The sequence below is a fragment of the Citrobacter sp. Cf118 genome, from assembly GCF_030334095.1.
Taxonomy (GTDB): Bacteria; Pseudomonadota; Gammaproteobacteria; order Enterobacterales; family Enterobacteriaceae; genus Citrobacter; species Citrobacter freundii.
In genome coordinates this window covers 194,747-211,129 of sequence record NZ_JAOWES010000087.1, presented here as the reverse complement: position 1 = coordinate 211,129, position 16,383 = coordinate 194,747, and the positions used below count along the sequence as shown (strand labels likewise).

13 protein-coding genes and 1 pseudogene are annotated in these 16,383 nt (G+C 53.3%); 9 read left to right on the top strand and 5 right to left on the bottom strand.

Annotation, left to right across the window (positions count from 1 at the left end; genetic code table 11):
* Window position 1: 1 nt before the first annotated feature.
* From OGX67_RS16255 to OGX67_RS16235, 5 genes are read left to right on the top strand one after another with little or no spacing between them, the layout of a single operon-like run.
* The gene (locus OGX67_RS16255) at window positions 2-658 is read left to right on the top strand and encodes a CoA transferase subunit B (RefSeq protein WP_003020022.1); all 657 of its coding nucleotides are present in this window, start codon (window positions 2-4) and stop codon (window positions 656-658) included.
* Between the two features lie 10 nt (window positions 659-668).
* Window positions 669-1,874, top strand: coding sequence for an acetyl-CoA C-acetyltransferase (locus OGX67_RS16250; RefSeq protein ID WP_257652041.1), 1,206 nt, complete (start codon window positions 669-671; stop codon window positions 1,872-1,874).
* Window positions 1,864-2,787 (top strand): 3-hydroxyacyl-CoA dehydrogenase family protein, encoded by a 924-nt coding sequence (locus OGX67_RS16245; protein WP_257652040.1) that lies wholly within the window; start codon window positions 1,864-1,866, stop codon window positions 2,785-2,787. The genes OGX67_RS16250 and OGX67_RS16245 overlap by 11 nt, the downstream gene beginning before the upstream one ends.
* 37 nt (window positions 2,788-2,824) lie before the next feature.
* Window positions 2,825-4,219, top strand: a complete 1,395-nt coding sequence (locus tag OGX67_RS16240; RefSeq protein WP_196491835.1) for a GntP family permease — start codon at window positions 2,825-2,827, stop codon at window positions 4,217-4,219.
* 11 nt (window positions 4,220-4,230) lie between these two features.
* Window positions 4,231-5,001, top strand: coding sequence for a 3-hydroxybutyrate dehydrogenase (locus OGX67_RS16235; RefSeq protein ID WP_286526820.1), 771 nt, complete (start codon window positions 4,231-4,233; stop codon window positions 4,999-5,001).
* Window positions 5,002-5,048: 47 nt separating this feature from the next.
* Here OGX67_RS16235 and osmC read toward each other — a convergent pair whose 3' ends face one another.
* Window positions 5,049-5,480: a peroxiredoxin OsmC gene (osmC, locus tag OGX67_RS16230; protein ID WP_003020036.1), complete on the bottom strand. Its 432-nt coding sequence runs from the start codon at window positions 5,478-5,480 to the stop codon at window positions 5,049-5,051.
* Window positions 5,481-5,707: 227 nt separating this feature from the next.
* On the opposite strand from osmC, the gene sra reads away from it, so the two are divergent.
* The 3 genes from sra to OGX67_RS16215 all read left to right on the top strand — a co-directional run bounded on the left by sra (window position 5,708) and on the right by OGX67_RS16215 (window position 9,750).
* A complete protein-coding gene (sra, locus tag OGX67_RS16225; RefSeq protein ID WP_003020039.1) occupies window positions 5,708-5,848 on the top strand; it encodes a stationary-phase-induced ribosome-associated protein in 141 nt (46 codons plus the stop codon).
* Between the two features lie 179 nt (window positions 5,849-6,027).
* Window positions 6,028-7,725: a malate dehydrogenase gene (gene maeA / locus OGX67_RS16220; protein WP_003836239.1), complete on the top strand. Its 1,698-nt coding sequence runs from the start codon at window positions 6,028-6,030 to the stop codon at window positions 7,723-7,725.
* A 309-nt stretch (window positions 7,726-8,034) separates the two neighbouring features.
* Window positions 8,035-9,750, top strand: coding sequence for an ABC-F family ATP-binding cassette domain-containing protein (locus OGX67_RS16215; RefSeq protein WP_257652037.1), 1,716 nt, complete (start codon window positions 8,035-8,037; stop codon window positions 9,748-9,750).
* Window positions 9,751-9,831: 81 nt separating this feature from the next.
* Here the strand turns inward: OGX67_RS16215 and OGX67_RS16210 are convergent.
* The 4 genes and pseudogenes from OGX67_RS16210 to fdnG all read right to left on the bottom strand — a co-directional run.
* Window positions 9,832-10,432, bottom strand: a pseudogene (locus OGX67_RS16210) (inorganic diphosphatase); the annotation flags it as partial.
* A 129-nt stretch (window positions 10,433-10,561) separates the two neighbouring features.
* The gene (fdnI, locus tag OGX67_RS16205) at window positions 10,562-11,218 is read right to left on the bottom strand and encodes a formate dehydrogenase-N subunit gamma (RefSeq protein WP_003020054.1); all 657 of its coding nucleotides are present in this window, start codon (window positions 11,216-11,218) and stop codon (window positions 10,562-10,564) included.
* The gene (gene fdnH, locus OGX67_RS16200; RefSeq protein WP_003833024.1) at window positions 11,211-12,095 is read right to left on the bottom strand and encodes a formate dehydrogenase N subunit beta; all 885 of its coding nucleotides are present in this window, start codon (window positions 12,093-12,095) and stop codon (window positions 11,211-11,213) included. The genes fdnI and fdnH overlap by 8 nt, the downstream gene beginning before the upstream one ends.
* 13 nt (window positions 12,096-12,108) lie before the next feature.
* Entirely contained in the window at window positions 12,109-15,156 is a 3,048-nt protein-coding gene (gene fdnG / locus OGX67_RS16195) for a formate dehydrogenase-N subunit alpha (RefSeq protein WP_088169047.1), read from the bottom strand.
* Window positions 15,157-15,443: 287 nt separating this feature from the next.
* Between fdnG and yddG the strand changes: the two genes are divergently transcribed.
* Complete coding sequence (gene yddG, locus OGX67_RS16190) at window positions 15,444-16,325, top strand: aromatic amino acid efflux DMT transporter YddG (RefSeq protein WP_003020082.1); 882 nt, start codon at window positions 15,444-15,446, stop codon at window positions 16,323-16,325.
* Window positions 16,326-16,383: the final 58 nt, after the last annotated feature.

The window sequence follows — 16,383 nt, the reverse complement described above, 5'->3', positions numbered from 1 at the left end:
CATGTTAACGCGTGAACAAATGGCGATGCGCGTCGCCCGCGAGCTGCGCGACGGTTATTACGTCAACCTTGGGATCGGCATTCCCACTCTGGTGGCAAATTATATCCCTGATGGCATGGACGTGATGCTGCAATCAGAGAATGGTTTGCTGGGTATGGGGCCGTTTCCCACAGAAGACGAAATTGATGCCGACATGATTAACGCCGGGAAACAGACCGTGACGGCGCGCAAAGGCGCGGCGATTTTCGACTCTGCGCAATCCTTCGCCATGATCCGCGGCGGCCACGTTGATCTGACGGTGCTCGGTGCGTTTGAAGTCGATGTTAACGGCAATATCGCCTCATGGATGATCCCCGGGAAAATGGTGAAAGGCATGGGCGGCGCGATGGACCTGGTTGCCGGAGCCGACAACATCATCGTGGTAATGACCCATGCTTCCAAAAGCGGTGAGTCCAAACTGCTTCCCGCCTGCACCCTGCCGTTGACCGGCGTGGCCTGCATCAAACGCGTGCTGACCGACCTGGCTCTGCTGGAAATTGCCGACGGGGCGTTCATTCTGCGTGAACGCGCCCCGGGTATCAGTGTGGATGAAATCGTCGCCAGAACCGCCGGCAAGCTGATCGTGCCCGAAACTGTCCCCGAAATGCAATTTAACTGAGGAGCTGACCATGCAGGATGTTGTAATTGTCGCAGCAACGCGCACCCCGATTGGCAGTTTTCATGGTGCGCTGGCACCACTTTCCGCCGTGGAGTTAGGTACAGCGGTTGTCCGTTCGCTGCTGGAAAAAACGGCTGTGGCGCCTGAACAAATTGATGAAGTGATTTTAGGTCAGGTGCTCACGACAGGCTGTGGCCAGAATCCGGCCAGACAAACGGCGTTACGCGCAGGACTGCCGTCAACCACACCGGCGTTAACTATTAATCTGGTGTGCGGTTCTGGGCTGAAGGCGGTGCATCAGGCGGTACAGGCAATTCGCTGTGGCGATGCGCAAATCGTGATTGCCGGAGGCCAGGAGAGCATGAGCAATGCGCCCTATTTTCTCGACGGCGCGCGGGCCGGTCTGCGTTTGGGTCATGCCAGTATGAAAGACAGCGTGGTCCATGACGGCCTGTGGGATGCGTTCAACGACTATCACATGGGTATTACTGCCGAAAATCTGGCGGATAAGTTCGTAATCAGTCGTGAGCAGCAGGACGCTTTTGCCCTGCGCTCCCAGCAAAAAGCCGCCGCTGCCATTGAAGCGGGTCGTTTTAGCGCGGAAATCACGCCGGTTAGCGTCCCACAAGGCAAAAAGCCGCCACGTGTGGTGGACCGTGACGAACAGCCTCGCCCGGATACTCAGGCCGACAAGCTGGCGCAACTTAAACCAGCATTTCTGCCAGGAAACGGCACGGTGACCGCCGGAAATGCATCATCCATCAATGATGGTGCCGCCGCGGTGATGTTGATGAGCGCCGGCAAAGCCGCAGAACTCAATTTGCCAGTGCTTGCCCGGGTAACAGGCTACGCGGTTTCTGGTGTCGATCCCGCCATTATGGGCCTTGGGCCGGTAGAAGCGTCACTCCAGTGCCTGAAGCGAGCGGGCTGGACGTTGAATGATGTCGATCTCATTGAGGCCAACGAAGCCTTTGCCGCACAAGCGCTGGCGGTTGGCGAATCCCTGAACTGGGACAGCGACCGGGTGAACGTAAATGGCGGCGCGATTGCGCTGGGCCATCCCATCGGTGCATCTGGTTGCCGAATCCTGGTGACACTGTTGCACGAAATGGCCCGCAGTAACGCGACCAAAGGGCTGGCTACGCTGTGCGTAGGCGGCGGTCAGGGCGTAGCGCTGGCGGTAGAGCGTTTGCAGGAGGTCTCTCATGCAAAGTAAGCCTGTCTGCGTTCTGGGGGCGGGGTTAATGGGGGTCGGTATTGCCACCCACTTCGCCCGTTATGGTCACGATGTCTGGCTGTATGACACCGATAGCAGCCGAATTGCAGAAATTAGCGCCGTTGCCAGCGGTATTCTGGATGAGCTGATTACCGCCGAACAGTTTGCCGCAGACGAAAAAGAACAGGTTGTGAGTCGTCTGCACGGTACGACTTCGCTATCGGAGATTGCTGCGTGCGGGTTACTGATTGAAGCGATCCCGGAGCGGCTCGAGCTCAAGCACGCGTTGTATGCGCAACTGGAAGATCTGATCGCGCCTGAGGCCGTCATTGCCAGTAATACCAGCGGCCTGCCGCCGGATGCGCTGGCAGAAAAGCTCGTCCATCCTGAGCGGCTGCTCATCGCCCATTTCTGGCACCCGCCACATTTTATTCCGCTGGTCGAAATTGTCCCCGGCACCGCCACCAAAGCGGAATACCTGCGTGAGCTGCAACAGTTGCTGCTCTCGATGCAACTGGAAGCCGTCGTGCTCGATCGCGCCGCACCAGGGTTTGTCGGCAATCGACTGCAGTTTGCTTTGCTTCGTGAAGCGCTTCATATCGTTAAAAGCGGCATCGCCAGCGCAGAGGTGGTGGATCAGGTCATGCGCGCCTCGCTCGGACGTCGCTATGCGATGGTTGGTCCGCTGGAAGCGGCAGATATGACCGGACTCTCTACGGTGCAGGATATTTGTCGGCATCTGCTCCCGGAACTGGCAACCGGCAGCGAGATGATGTCGCTGGTCGCTGACAAGGTAGCCAACGGTGATACCGGTTTACGCAGCGGTCAGGGATTTTATCGCTGGGATGATTCGCGCAAGGAGTACATCCAGCAACGCAGAGAGCATCAACTGCGTTTTGCCCTGAAACCATAACGTCTCTTTCTGTACCCCAATATAATAATAAGGAGTCATGATGAGTGTATTAATCGCCCTGGCAGCGCTGGGTCTGCTGATGCTTGCAGCCTATCGCGGATACAGCGTCATCCTGTTTGCCCCCATCGCGGCATTAGGTGCTGTATTACTCACTGAACCCAGCGCCGTCGGCCCTGCTTTCACCGGCCTGTTTATGGAAAAAATGGTCGGTTTTGTGAAGCTTTACTTCCCGGTGTTCTTGCTGGGTGCAGTGTTTGGCAAGTTAATCGAGTTATCTGGATTTTCACGTTCCATTGTTGCCGCCGCTATCAACATCCTCGGTCGTCGTCACGCTATTCCGGTGATCGTGCTGGTGTGCGCGCTGTTAACCTACGGCGGGGTTTCGCTGTTCGTCGTGGCGTTTGCGGTGTATCCATTTGCGGCGGAGCTGTTCCGCCAGAGTAATATTCCTAAGCGCCTGATCCCGGCCACCGTTGCGCTGGGCGCATTCTCTTTCACCATGGATGCTCTGCCAGGCACGCCGCAGATCCAGAACATTATTCCGACCAGCTTCTTTGGGACTAACGCCTGGGCTGCGCCGTGGCTGGGGCTGATAGGCTCGCTGTTTATTATTTTCGTCGGTCTGGTTTATCTCGAACGTCAGCGTCGTAAAGCGCAGGCAAAGAATGAAGGCTATGGCACTGAACTGTTAAACGAGCCGGAAACGCCGGATAACATTAATCTGCCGAACCCGATCATCGCGATCTCTCCGCTGATCCTGGTTGGGGTATTTAACCTGCTGTTTACCCGCTGGATCCCACAGTGGTACGGCGCCACGCATCAACTTGAACTTCCGGGGCTTGCCAAACCGATTACCACCGAAGTCGGTAAAATCACCGCTATCTGGGCAGTGGAAGCAGCACTGATTTCTGGGATCCTGCTGGTGGTGCTCTTCGGCTACCGCAACATTAAAGGTCGCCTGGCGGAAGGCAGCAGAACGGCAGTTGGCGGCGCGATCCTCGCGGCGATGAACACCGCGTCAGAGTACGGTTTTGGCGCAGTGATCGCCGCCCTGCCGGGCTTCCTTGTGCTGTCAAAAGCGCTGGCGGCTATTCCTGACCCGCTGCTCAATGAGGCTATCAGCATTACCACGCTTGCCGGGATCACCGGTTCGGCGTCTGGCGGGATGAGTATTGCGCTTGCCGCCATGTCTGACACTTTCATCGCTGCCGCACATGCCGCCAATATCCCACTTGAAGTCTTCCACCGCGTGGCATCTATGGCCAGCGGCGGTATGGACACCCTACCGCATAACGGCGCGGTCATTACCTTATTGGCTATCACCGGCCTTAGTCATCGTCAGGCGTATGGCGGAATTTTCGCTATTACCATCATTAAAAGTCTGGCCGTACTGTTTGTCATCGGCGTCTTCTACACCACCGGAATTGTTTAAGGAGAATCATCATGAACTTAACGGGAAAAACCGCCCTGGTTACCGGCTCGACCAGCGGTATCGGATTAGGTATCGCACAGGTGCTGGCGCAAGCTGGCGCCACCCTGATCCTCAACGGGTTTGGTGATGTTGATGCCGCCAAAGACGCTGTTGCGCAGTATGGCAAAACGCCAGGCTATCATGGCGCGGATCTGAGCGATGAAGCGCAAATTGCCGACATGATGCGCTATGCAGAGAGCGAATTCGGCGGTGCGGATATTCTTATCAATAACGCCGGGATCCAGCATGTTTCACCGATAGAAACCTTCCCGGTTGATAAATGGAACGCGATTATCGCGATTAACCTCTCCTCCGTTTTTCACACCACGCGTCTGGCGCTTCCCGGTATGCGCGCGCGAAACTGGGGGCGCATCATTAATATCGCTTCTGTTCATGGCCTGGTGGCTTCAAAAGAGAAGTCTGCGTACGTAGCAGCGAAGCACGGTGTGGTGGGATTAACCAAGACCATCGCGCTGGAAACCGCGCAGACGGAAATTACCTGCAATGCGCTGTGTCCCGGCTGGGTGCTAACGCCGCTGGTCCAGCAGCAGATCGATAAGCGTATTGCCGAAGGCACAGAGCCTGAGGCTGCCCGTGACGCCCTGCTGGCTGAAAAGCAGCCGTCGCGCGAATTCGTTACCCCAGAGCAGTTAGGGAATCTTGCGTTATTCTTATGTTCAGACGGTGCGGCGCAAGTGCGTGGCGTAGCGTGGAATATGGATGGCGGTTGGGTAGCGCAATAACATCATCAGGTGCCGGATAAGAACTGGTCACATCCGGCACGACTTTATTAAGACTTCAGTTTGTAATCCAGCGTTATTTCCGCTTTCAGAACCTGAGATACCGGGCATCCGGCTTTTGCTTTCTGGATGATGCCGTCAAACGTGGCGGCGTCTATCCCCGGCACGCTCACTTGGCTATGCAACGCGACTTTAGTGATCGCAAACCCGGCATCTACCTTATCCAGAGAAACATCGGCAGTGGTATCAATGGCATCTGGGGTAAACCCTGCTTCACCCAGCATCAGTGAAAGCGCCATCGAAAAGCAGGCCGCATGGGCCGCGCCAATCAACTCTTCAGGATTGGTGCCTTTCTCACCTTCAAATCGTGTATTAAACCCATACGGTTGCTGATTCAACACGCCACTTTCGGTCGACACAGTGCCTTTGCCGCGCTTAATGTCGCCTTCCCAGTGTGCCTGACCTTTCTTATGGATAGTCATTACCGCTCTCCTGTGTTGTCGTCGGAGTTACTAGTATAGGACGCCCGGGAAAAAGCATGTTACATACGGGATAGTTCTCATTTGCCGCTTAAGCATTGACCTTTCAGATAAAATGACCGACCATCCAGAAAGCCGTTATGTTGAACATCGGCTTTATATCAGGTTGTATTTCGTCCGTTCTCATACGGGCTCGCCCTTGAAACCAGTAACAGGATTAAGGAGTTAGAATGAAATCGAACCGTCAGGCCCGTCATATTCTCGGACTGGACCACAAAATCTCAAATCAACGTAAAATCGTGACCGAAGGTGACAAAACCAACGTGGTCAACAATCCTACTGGAAGAAAGCGCCGCGCTGACGGCAAGTAGCCTTTCGCACGTCTGACTGAGTAACGAGATAAACACCATTGCAACCGCAGTGGTGTTTTTGCTTATAAAACCCCTTAACCCATTCACAATGCTTTATACTTCGCCCGTTTCCCTGGCGGACAGGCCACATACGATCATAAAGAGCGCCAGGGACGGTTATTCAAAAAAGAGTGAGTGACATGGAAAACGAAACTAAAAAACTGCGTTCCCTTTACATCCCTTACGCTGGCCCGGTACTGCTGGAATTCCCTTTACTGAATAAAGGGAGCGCCTTCAGTGTGGAAGAACGCCGTAACTTCAACCTGCTGGGGTTACTGCCGGAAGTCGTCGAAACGATTGAAGAACAGGCTGAACGCGCCTGGATCCAATATCAGGGCTTCAAAACCGAAATCGACAAGCATATTTACCTGCGCAACATCCAGGACACCAACGAAACCCTGTTTTACCGACTGGTGCATAATCACCTGGATGAGATGATGCCAGTTATCTATACCCCAACGGTCGGCGCAGCCTGTGAGCGTTTCTCTGAGATTTATCGTCGTGCGCGCGGCGTGTTTATCTCTTATCAGAACCGCCACAATATGGACGATATCCTGCAAAACGTCCCTAACCACAATATCAAGGTCATCGTTGTCACCGATGGCGAACGTATTTTAGGTCTTGGCGATCAGGGGATCGGCGGGATGGGTATTCCAATCGGTAAACTGTCGCTGTATACCGCATGTGGCGGAATTAGCCCGGCCTATACACTTCCGGTGGTACTGGACGTGGGGACCAACAACCAGCAACTGCTGAACGATCCGCTGTATATGGGCTGGCGCAATCCGCGTATCACTGATGATGAATACTACGAATTCGTTGATGAATTCATCCAGGCCGTGAAGCATCGCTGGCCGGACGTGCTGTTGCAGTTTGAAGATTTCGCCCAGAAAAACGCTATGCCACTGCTGACCCGTTATCGCGATGAAATTTGCTCATTTAACGACGATATTCAGGGCACCGCGGCGGTTACCGTCGGTACGCTGATTGCGGCTAGCCGCGCGGCCGGAAGCCAGCTGAGCGAACAAAACATCGTCTTCCTCGGCGCGGGTTCCGCCGGATGCGGGATCGCCGAGCAGATCATTGCGCAAATCCAGCGAGAAGGTTTAAGCGAAGAAGCGGCGCGTCAACGCGTATTCATGGTCGATCGCTTCGGCCTGTTAACCGACAAAATGCCGAACCTGCTCTCCTTCCAGACCAAACTGGTGCAAAAACGCGAAAATCTGCAGCACTGGGATACACAAGAAGATGTCCTGTCGTTGCTCGATGTGGTCCGCAACGTTAAACCTGACATCCTGATCGGGGTTTCCGGACAGGTGGGTCTGTTTACCGAAGAGATCATCCGCGAAATGCACAAGCATTGTCCGCGTCCGATCGTCATGCCGCTGTCTAACCCGACTTCCCGTGTAGAAGCCACGCCGCAGGATATTATCGCCTGGACCGAAGGTAACGCGCTGGTTGCGACCGGTAGCCCGTTTGCACCGGTAGTGTGGAAAGAGAAAACTTACCCGATCGCCCAGTGTAACAACGCCTATATCTTCCCGGGTATTGGCCTTGGCGTGATTGCTTCTGGCGCGTCGCGCATCACTGATGAAATGCTGATGTCGGCCAGTGAAACGCTGGCACAGTATTCACCGCTGGTGCTCAACGGTGAAGGACTGGTGCTACCGGAACTGAAAGATATTCAGACGGTTTCTCGTGCCATTGCCTTTGCCGTCGGTAAAATGGCCCAGCAGCAAGGTGTGGCGGTGAAAACCTCCGCCGAAGCGCTGCAACAGGCTATTGACGATAATTTCTGGCAGGCGGAATATCGCGACTACCGTCGTACTTCTATCTGACGGTTTGCCCGGCGGCACATTGCTGCCGGGCGTGCAAAATTTGCGCGAAAGTGTAATTTGCGATTACACTTTCGCTACCGATCAACACTCTGAAAAACAAAAGGAGGATACTTATGCTGTACTGTGAACGTTTTATCGTTTCACATGCTTTTGGCGATCGCCAGTGCTCAAGCGTTATCGGTATCGTGCTGCGATAACTTCTGCTTGAGCGAAGCTAACTTCTAAATCCCCTTCTCTCGGGCTTACCGGGTTATCGTCAGCGATGTTTGACGAGGCGTTTTCACGCCTGTAACTCTTGAGTAAGCAACAATGAGCACATTACTAACCGCACAATCCTTACACGTTGATACGGCATTCGGCACGCTATTCGACGATCTTTCCTTTACCCTGAAAAAAGGCGACCGCATCGGGCTTATCGGTTACAACGGCTGCGGCAAAAGCACGCTGTTAAAACTGCTCGATGGCACGATTTCGCCCACCAGTGGAGCAATCGCGCAAGCGAATCACTGCCATCTCGCGCGTGTAGAACAACATCTACCTGACGATATATTGCCTCTTACACTGCAGGAAGCCGTTCTCGCTCAACTTCCTGAGCATGAGCGTGCGGCTCAACAATGGCGGGTTGAAGCGCTGCTTGCCGAAATGGGTTTCACACCAGAGAATTTATCTCTGACAGCGCAAACGTTGAGCGGTGGCCAGCACACACGCTTGCTATTAGCGCGGGCGTTGATGCGTAATCCTGACCTGCTGCTGCTGGATGAACCGGGTAACCATTTGGATTTGCCAACATTACTGTGGCTGGAGCAATTCTTACAGAACTGGTCTGGCAGTTTTGTGGTGGTTTCCCACGACCCGCAGTTGCTGGACGCGGTGACTCACGGAACGTGGATCCTACGCGATCGCACTCTCCATGCCTTTGATCTACCCTGTAGCGCGGCACGTCAGGCGCTGGCAGAAAGAGACGTCAGCGATGCTCTGCGCCACAAGGCTGAGCAAAAAGAGATAGACCGGGTTACCGCCAGCGGCAAACGGCTGGCAACCTGGGGGCGGGTCTACGACAACGAAGATCTCTCCCGCAAGGCCAAGCAGATGGAAAAACAGGTGCAGCGCCTGAAAGAGGTGCAGACAGAAGTGACGGCAGGAAGTCAGTGGACACTAACATTGCAGGGTGATTCCCTGCGTGCAGATCGTTTGCTGGAGATGACCAATCTGTTTGTAGCCCCTGCTCCCGACGCAGATACACTGTTTTCCATTGCCGGTATCCGGTTAAAAAGCGGCGATCGCGTGGCAATTGTTGGGCGTAATGGTTGCGGTAAATCATCGCTGTTAAGGCTTATCTGGCAACAGTTTCAGTCACCGCTGGCATCGACTTCACTGGTGTTGCACCCGCGCGTTACGCTGGGCTATTACGATCAGACGCTGCATCAGCTTGCCGATAACGATTCATTGTTTGACGCGCTGGAAGCGTTTGCCCCGCAGCCAGAGATTCGCAAGATGGCGCTGATTAGCGCGGGTTTTCCGTGGATTCGTCATACGCAGAGGGTCAGTACATTAAGCGGCGGTGAGCGCTCCCGGCTGCTGTTTGTGGGGCTGACGCTTGCGCGCTACAGTCTGCTGATGCTCGATGAACCGACCAACCATCTGGATATGGAAGGTAAAGAGGCGCTGGCAGAAACGCTACAAAGCTATAACGGCGGCGTGTTGCTGGTCAGTCACGACCGGCAGCTTATCAGCCAAAGCTGTAACCGGTTCTGGTTAATCGACAATGGCGAACTCAGTGAATGGCACGATCTGGAGGCGGTCAATGCGCGTATTAGGGAAACGTCCGCGGAGATAACCGTTCCCAAAACGGTGGTCGAAACGAAAGCTGAAATAAGCTGTAACAGCGATGGATTGCTGGAACAACTCCTCGATCTGGAACAGCATCTGGCCGACGATCTCGCCCGCAAGCCGAAACATCAAAAACCGCTGTTACAGGCGCAATGGCGTAAAGAGATTGAGCGTTTGAACTCACAACTGGAGTAATCTTTATTGCCGGATGGCGCAAGCTTATCCGGCCTACACCAGCAAAATGCGCGTGTAGGCCTGCCATCCGGCATACCATTTATTGCTGCGGTTTTTTCTCTTTCCAGGCATCCCAGGCCTGTTTGATCTCTTGCTTTGCCGTAGCGGCGTCGTTGAAACCGTTTAATTCGACCTTCTTGCGCCCTTCCGGCAGATCTTTGTACACGCGGAAGAAAGATTCCAGACGTTGAACTTCAATCTTGGGCAGATCGCTCAACTCTTTGATGTTGTCATAAGTGGGGTCAATTTTACTGGCCGGCACGGCAACAATTTTGTCGTCCTTTTCACCGCCGTCGATCATCTTCAGGACGCCTATTGCGCGCAGCTTAATCAACGTTCCCGGAGCCAGCGGCGCACGAGTATAAAAGAAAACATCCAGCGGGTCGCCGTCACCGGCTAAAGACTGGGTTAGTGAACCGTAGTTGGCGGGATAGGCAACTGGCATAGACTGGAAGCGATCGGCAACGATAAACCCGGTTTTGGCGTCGGTTTCATATTTAATCATTCCACCTGCCGGGATTTCGGTTACGGCATAAAACTCTTCCGGGTTATTCTCCGGCTGAGGAAATTCGAGGATGTTCTGCGCCTGAGCTGAAGCACAAAGAAACACGCTGACTGCGAGTAGTTTTTTCACCAGATGCATTGTCTTTTAACTCTTCTATTATTGGAAAGACAACACCTTACGTTCAGCAGATGACAGAAACATGACGTTTTTTTGGCAAAAAAATGGCGCTACCGATGTAGCGCCATTGCGTAGAGGGAACATCAGGGATTAGTTAACCCCTTCCTCGCTCTCTTTTTTCGCTTCTTGTCTTTCAACTTCGCGATACCAACGTGGGTGATGTTTCTTCGCCCAGCGACGGCTCACCTTCCCTTCAACCATGCCTTTAATCGAACCTTTCACCCAGAATGCCATATACATATGGATGAGGATGGCGTGCATCAGGATAATCCCCGCCGCCGCATGGATCAGCAGGCTATAGCGCACGACCTGCATTGGGAAGAACTGTGCAAAGTATGGACGCCAGATAATAATACCGGTAATCAGCAGCACGAAAATCATGCTCATGATCGACCAGAACATCATTTTCTGCCCGGCGTTGTACTTGCCCACATCCGCCACTTTGTGTTCATTGCCTTTCAGCACTTCCACAATGTTTTTCAGCCACGGAATATCTTTTTTATCCGGGATGTTGTGGTGCACAAAGCGCACAAACATGAACATTAGCGCGACGAAGATCAGTATGCCGAAGAACGGGTGCAAAATGCGTCCCATCTGCGGCGTACCGAAGGTTTGCGTCAGCCATTGCAGAGTCGGGAAGAAGAACGAAATCCCCGACAGCGCCACCAGGAAGAAGCAGATCACCACCGTCCAGTGACAGGCGCGGTCGATAAACTTCGTGCGCACAATCATTTTCGACTTACTCATGATGATCCTCCTCGTCGTCGTCCACTTCCTTATTCGGACCGATACCAATGTAGTGGTAAATCAGCCCGGCGAAGGTGGCGATAAATCCGGCAGCGGCCAGCGGTTTCAGCGCCCCTTTCCACAGATTGATAGAGGTATCGATCTGCGGATCTTTCGGCAGGCCGTGATACAGCTCCGGCTGGTTGGCATGATGCAGAACGTACATAACGTGCGTACCACCCACACCTTCCGGGTTGTAGAGACCGGCGTGTTCGAAACCGCGTGCTTTCAGTTTTGCCACACGCTGTTCGCCCATTTCCAGCATTTCCTGCTTGGTACCGAAATGTATTGCCCCGGTCGGACAGGTCTTCACGCAGGCAGGTTCCTGCCCGACGCTGACCCGGTCGACACACAGCGTACATTTATACACGCGGTTATCCTCTTTATTGAGGCGCGGAATATTAAATGGACACCCGGCAATACAGTAGCCGCAGCCAATACAGTGTTCTGACTGGAAATCGACAATCCCGTTGGCGTACTGGATGATTGCCCCGGCAGACGGGCATGCCTTCAGGCAGCCCGGATCTTCACAGTGCATACAGCCGTCTTTACGAATCAGCCATTCCAGCTTGCCGTTCTGTTCGGTTTCGGTAAACCGCATCACCGTCCAGGACTTGGCGCTGAGATCGGCGGGGTTGTCATACACCCCGACGCAGTGGCCAACTTCATCGCGGATATCGTTCCACTCTGAGCATGCCACCTGACAGGCCTTGCAGCCTATACAGGTGGAAACGTCGATCAGCTTCGCGACCTCGGCTTTGTAATCACGGGCCTGAGGTGGCGGCGTGATGGAGTTTGTTGCGGACCGTTTGATGATGTCCTGCGTTTCCATAGACATATGTTCGCCTCCCTTACGCCTTCTCGATGTTAACTAAAAACGCTTTGTATTCCGGCGTTTGCGAGTTTGCATCACCGACATTCGGCGTCAGGGTGTTGGCGATAAAGCCTTTACGCGCGACTCCTTCAAAGCCCCAGTGGATTGGGATCCCAACCGTTTCAACCTGCTGACCGTTGACGTTCAGGGTACGCAGACGACGGGTCACCACGGCAACTGCGCGAATAAATCCACGTTTACTGCTAACTTTCACGTGATCGCCGTTGTTGATCCCTTTCGCTGCCGCCAGCGTTTCGCTGATTTCCACAAACTGCTCTGGCTGGGCAATCGCATTCAGCAATGCGTGCTTGGTCCAGGTATGGAAATGTTCGGTCAGACGGTAGGTCGTCCCGACGTACGGGAAGTCCTGTTTCGTGCCCATACGGAGTTTATCCGCCTCGTACAGACGCGCTGCCGGGTTGGAGATCACATTCGGGTGCAGCGGGTTAGTACCCAGCGGCGTTTCCATCGGCTCGTAGTGTTCCGGGAACGGACCTTCCGCCATCTTATCGATAGCAAACAGACGCCCCAGCCCTTCCGGCTGCATGATAAATGGATTGGTGCCACTGCCCGGTGCCGCGGTATTGAAGTCCGGGATATCGTTACCCGTCCACTTCGTACCGTTCCACTGGATAAGCATGCGTTTTGGATCCCACGGTTTACCCTGTGGATCCGCCGAAGCGCGGTTATACAGCACGCGACGGTTCAGCGGCCATGCCCAGGCCCAGCCCAGCGTATTACCCAGACCTGACGGATCGGCGTTATCGCGATTGGCCATCTGGTTGCCCTGCTCGGTCCAGCTACCGGTATAAATCCAGCAGGATGATGACGTAGAACCATCATCGCGCAGCAACGCAAAGCTGTTGAGCAACTGACCTTTCTTCGCAACCAGTACACCGTTGGCATCATAGAGATCTTCCAGCGCATAGCCGTTGTTCTCTTTCGCCACTTCCTCTGAGTGCGGTTCGTCCGGCTGCTTATAGTTCCAGCTCATTTTCAGAACGGGTTCTACAGCTTTACCGCCTTCAGTGCGATACATTTCTCGCAGGCGGTGGTAAATACCGGCCAGAATTTCGCCGTCGTTGCGAGCTTCGCCTGGTGCGTCCTGACCTTTCCAGTGCCACTGCAGCCAACGGCCGGAGTTGGCGATGGAGCCGTCCTCTTCCGCAAAGCAGGTAGAAGGCAAACGGAAGACTTCGGTCTGAATCGACGCAGGATCAACGTCGTTTGACTCGCCGTGGTTCTGCCAGAACGTTGAGGTTTCGGTCACCAGCGGATCGATAACCACCAGATACTTCAGTTTGCTGAGGCTCTGCACCACTTTGTTTTTGTCCGGGAAGGACGCAACAGGGTTAAAGCCCTGACAGATGTAGCCGGTGACTTTTCCGCTATCCATCATGTTGAAGTATTTGATGACGTCGTAGGACTGATCCCACTTCGGCAGCCACTCAAAGCCCCAGTCGTTTTCTTTCTGTGCAGCATTACCGTAGAAAGATTTCATCAAGCTGACGAAGAACTTCGGATAGTTGCCCCAGTAGTTAACCTGATCGGCCAATGTCGCTTTTGGCGTGTTCGCGGCCAGATAGGTTTGCAGATCTGTCTGTTTCTCTGACGGCAGCGTCAGGTAGCCCGGCAGGCTGGTAGAGAGCAGACCTAAGTCGGTTAACCCTTGAATGTTGGAGTGACCGCGCAAGGCGTTGACACCGCCACCTGCCATCCCCATGTTGCCGAGCAGCAACTGGATCATCGCCATGGTACGGATGTTCTGCGCCCCGACGGTATGCTGAGTCCAACCCAGCGCGTACAGGAAGGTGGTGGTGCGATCGGCTGCGCTGGTGGAAGCCAGCACTTCGCAGACTTTCAGGAAGTCTTCTTTCGGCGTACCACAAATGTTTTCCACCACATCCGGCGTGTAGCGGGAAACGTGCTGTTTTAGCAGGTTCCAGACACAGCGAGGATGGCTTAACGTTTCATCGCGTTTCGCGTAGCCGTTTTCATCGAACTGGTAGTTCCAGGACGATTTATCATATTGGCGTTTGTTTGCGTCATAACCGCTGAACAGACCGTCTTCGAAAGCAAAGTCATCCCGCACCAGCAGGCTGGCGTTGGTGTAATGCTTAACGTATTCAGCGTTGATTTTGTTGTTTTCAATCAGGTACAGCAAGACGCCGGACAGGAACGTAATGTCCGTGCCGGAACGAATTGGCGCATAGATATCCGCCACCGAAGCTGTACGTGTAAAACGAGGGTCAACAACAATCAGCGTGGCATCATTGTTGTTTTTTGCTTCCATCGCCCAGCGGAATCCCACCGGATGTGCTTCAGCGGCGTTACCGCCCATCACCATCACGACGTTAGCATTTTTAATATCAACCCAGTGGTTGGTCATCGCACCGCGACCAAATGTTGGAGCAAGACTTGCTACCGTTGGTCCGTGTCAGACGCGCGCCTGGTTGTCTACTGCCAGCATGCCGAGTGAGCGCACAAATTTTTGCGTCAGCATACCGGTTTCATTACTTGCCGCCGATGCACACAGCATCCCGGTTGAAAGCCAGCGGTTTACCGTTACGCCCTGCTCATTCTTCTCGATAAAGTTGGCGTCACGGTCAGTTTTCATCAGCTTCGCGATACGGGTGAATGCTTCATCCCAGCTGATACGCTGCCATTTGTCGGAACCAGGGGCGCGATATTCCGGGTAACGCAGACGGTTTTCACTGTGCACGTAATCCAGTAATCCTGCGCCCTTAGGACATAATGCCCCGCGGCTCACCGGATGATCCGGATCCCCTTCAATATGGTAAATCGACTCTTTGGCGTTTTTTGCTCCATCTCCCAGGCTATACATTAATAGCCCGCAACCTACGGAACAGTATGTGCAGGTGTTTCGGATCTCTTTGGCGCGTAACAGCTTATAGTTTCGCGCCTGAGCCAGTGCCATTTTGGGTGCAAAACCCAAAGCGGCCACTGTTGTTCCCGCCATACCGCCCGCGCAGATTTTAAAAAATTGTCTGCGGCTGACGTCCATTGCTTTCCTCTTTTTTGCAGGGGTTCGTACATGAAATCTCTCAAATTGCGCCAGCGCAGCAGTCTGAAAGATGCCATGTACAACTTCGCGACGAAACTATCAGCTATATCCATATTTTTTTTGCGTCAAATCAATAACGAAACGGTTCCGCTACTAAATAGTGCACTTTGTTTAACCCTTGTACCCATAAGGGAGTATGGGAAAGGCAATTAATTAGCGCGCTACGGTATAAAAGTGCTATAAATTTCAGCTTAAATTTTTGCCAGTACCATGGACAGACAATCAGAATGACAAAACAAAAGGCAACGTTAATTGGGCTCATTGCCATCGTGCTCTGGAGCACGATGGTCGGACTCATGCGTGGGGTAAGTGAAGGACTGGGGCCTGCGGGCGGCGCAGCAATGATTTTTTCGTTAAGTGGTCTGTTGCTGATTTTTACCGTCGGCTTTCCGAATATCAGAAAAATTCCTGTGCGTTATTTAATCGCTGGTAGCGTGCTTTTTGTTACTTATGAAATATGTTTAGCGCTGGCTCTCGGTTATGCGGCTACTCGTCACCAGGCTATTGAAGTCGGTATGGTCAATTATCTCTGGCCGAGTTTGACGATATTGTTTGCTATTTTATTTAATGGTCAAAAAACAACCTGGCTGGTAATCCCTGGATTAATTATCGCATTGACCGGGGTTTGTTGGGTATTGGGTGGTGAAAACGGTCTTAACCTTGATGAAATTATCAGCAATGTTGCCAGCAGTCCGCTGAGCTATTTTCTCGCCTTTCTCGGCGCTTTTATCTGGGCAACGTATTGCACGGTGACCAATAAATATGCAAAAGGCTTTAACGGCATCACCGTGTTCGTTTTACTAACAGCCGCAAGTTTGTGGATTTACTATTTTATGACTCCGCAACCAGAAATGATTTTCAGCACTTCGGTGACTATTAAAATGTTCTCAGCGGCATTAACGTTAGGATTTGCCTATGCGGCGTGGAATATTGGCATTTTGCATGGCAACGTGACCATCATGGCCGTAGGATCCTATTTTACCCCTGTGCTCTCTTCTGCACTGGCTGCTGTGTTACTCAGTGCACCGCTTTCGCTATCTTTCTGGCAGGGCGCACTGATGGTCTGCGCGGGTTCGCTACTTTGTTGGCTGGCAACGCGCCGCGCCTGAAAAAAAAGCCGGGTTTTATCACAAACAAATAAAACCCGGCTATACTTTAGACAAATTG

Bases quoted from the DNA above. Each gene is read 5' to 3' on its own strand.
- maeA (WP_003836239.1), top strand. From the start codon at position 6,028: ATGGAAAACGAAACTAAAAAACTGCGTTCCCTTTACATCCCTTACGCT.
- fdnH (WP_003833024.1), bottom strand. From the start codon at position 12,095: ATGTCTATGGAAACGCAGGACATCATCAAACGGTCCGCAACAAACTCC.
- OGX67_RS16235 (WP_286526820.1), top strand. From the start codon at position 4,231: ATGAACTTAACGGGAAAAACCGCCCTGGTTACCGGCTCGACCAGCGGT.
- OGX67_RS16215 (WP_257652037.1), top strand. From the start codon at position 8,035: ATGAGCACATTACTAACCGCACAATCCTTACACGTTGATACGGCATTC.
- yddG (WP_003020082.1), top strand. From the start codon at position 15,444: ATGACAAAACAAAAGGCAACGTTAATTGGGCTCATTGCCATCGTGCTC.
- osmC (WP_003020036.1), bottom strand. From the start codon at position 5,480: ATGACTATCCATAAGAAAGGTCAGGCACACTGGGAAGGCGACATTAAG.
- sra (WP_003020039.1), top strand. From the start codon at position 5,708: ATGAAATCGAACCGTCAGGCCCGTCATATTCTCGGACTGGACCACAAA.
- OGX67_RS16250 (WP_257652041.1), top strand. From the start codon at position 669: ATGCAGGATGTTGTAATTGTCGCAGCAACGCGCACCCCGATTGGCAGT.
- OGX67_RS16245 (WP_257652040.1), top strand. From the start codon at position 1,864: ATGCAAAGTAAGCCTGTCTGCGTTCTGGGGGCGGGGTTAATGGGGGTC.
- OGX67_RS16255 (WP_003020022.1), top strand. From the start codon at position 2: ATGTTAACGCGTGAACAAATGGCGATGCGCGTCGCCCGCGAGCTGCGC.
- OGX67_RS16240 (WP_196491835.1), top strand. From the start codon at position 2,825: ATGATGAGTGTATTAATCGCCCTGGCAGCGCTGGGTCTGCTGATGCTT.
- fdnI (WP_003020054.1), bottom strand. From the start codon at position 11,218: ATGAGTAAGTCGAAAATGATTGTGCGCACGAAGTTTATCGACCGCGCC.